The organism is Microvirga roseola, from assembly GCF_020866965.1.
GTDB classification, from domain to species: Bacteria; Pseudomonadota; Alphaproteobacteria; order Rhizobiales; family Beijerinckiaceae; genus Microvirga; species Microvirga roseola.
Genome location: NZ_JAJATX010000145.1, coordinates 1 through 1,641, shown reverse-complemented (window position 1 = coordinate 1,641; position 1,641 = coordinate 1). Strand labels below are relative to the sequence as shown.

At 60.8% G+C, this 1,641-nt stretch carries 1 protein-coding gene; it reads right to left on the bottom strand.

The features are described from left to right. The coding region (locus LG661_RS24550; protein ID WP_230534618.1) for a methyl-accepting chemotaxis protein at positions 1 to 1,230 on the bottom strand (1,230 nt) is incomplete at its 3' end. Between the last annotated feature and the right edge of the window lie 411 nt (positions 1,231 to 1,641).

Genomic DNA, 1,641 nt, shown 5'->3' with positions numbered 1-1,641 from the left:
CTCGATGGTGGCGTTGAGCGCCAGCAGGTTCGTCTGGCCGGCGATAGTGTTGATCAGGGCGATCACGTTGCCGATCTTCTCGGCCGTGTCGGCGAGCGCCTGGACCGTGACGTTGGTGCGCTGGGCGTCGGCCACGGCGCGCTCGGCGATCTGGGAGGACTGGCCGACCTGGGAGGCGATCTCGCGGATGGAGATGGAGAGCTCCTCCGTGGCCGCAGCCACCGTCTGCACGTTGGCCGAGGTCTGCTCGGCGGCGGACGCCACCTGCACCGACTGGCCCGTGGTCTGATCCGCAACCGAACGCATCGACTGCGCCGTCGACTCCATTTCAGTGGCCGCACTCGACAGGCCGTGCGTGAGAGCCGAGACATTGGCCTCGAACTCACGTGTCAGCTGATCGAGCATCTGGGCGCGGCGCATCTTGGCCTCGTTCTCGGCCTCCTGCTCGGCGGCGAGACGGCGGGCCTCGATGGCGTTGTCCTTGAACACCTGCAGCGCGCGAGCCAGTTGGCCGACCTCGTCCCTGCGCTCGGCGCCGGTTACATTCACCGCAAGGTCGCCACTGGCGAGACGGCCCATGGCGCTCGTGATCCCGGAGAGCGGTCGGGTGATGCCGTAGACGACGATGGCGGCAATCAAGCCGAGGGCGGCGAGAACTCCGATAGCGGCCGAAACCACAAGCAGCCACGCCATCCGGTTCGTGAGGTCGTTGGCCTCGTTCTTGGCCCTCTCGAGAGCGAGCATGCTCGCATCGACCATCTCGGCGACGGCCGCATCGAGCTGCTGACGGGTGCTCCGTCCCTCCCCGTTGGAGACCGTCATGGCGGCCTCGTCCTCGTAACCCTTCACACCGTGAGCCACGCTCCTGTCCATGAGCTCGACGTACTTGAGGATCAGGGTCTTGAGGTTCTCCTGTCCGGGAAGCGCCTCAAGCTTCTTGAGCGCGACCTGCTTGATCCGGGCATAGTTGTCCGCATAGCCCTTGCGCGCTTCCACATTCTTGTCCGCAATGATGTTCTTTTCCTGGATCGTCGCCTGATTGAGATCGGCGCTGATCGACAGAATAGCCGTCAGACGCGCGGCATCCACATCCACGAGTTCCTGGGTATCCTTTGCCATGCGCCCGAGTCCGATCTCGGCGAGAACGATCAGACCGACCGTGACGGCGATGAAAATCGCGACGGGAATCGCCAGCTTGGTTCCAAGCCGGAGATTGTTCAGAAAACGCATACGTGCCTCCGCATGCCGAAAGGTGGCATTTTCGAGGCCAAGAAATATCAATCCGCACGTCTATAAAAAGTTAAGCCCCCACAAGACTTAGGTAGCAATTTATCGCATTATGTAATATCATTTCAGATGTTTTCTTTATTGAACCTTATAAGTTCTATCCCGATGACACTTTAGTCGATGACGCTGACGTAGCGCAGTCTGGGCAGGAATAAGGCGCGATAAGGGGAGATACAGCGGCTTGGCGGCACCTCCCGGCCTCCGGCCATCTCTCCACAACCGGAATAACCCCTGGAAACGCAATCTCTTTGTACGTCGTCGAGCCTGCAAAATTCTAAGGATGGCAAGCACTCCGCTGCCACGCTCCCGACTATTGCGTTTGAGTCACAGGGTCTGGGATGTGGCGTTGTCGGG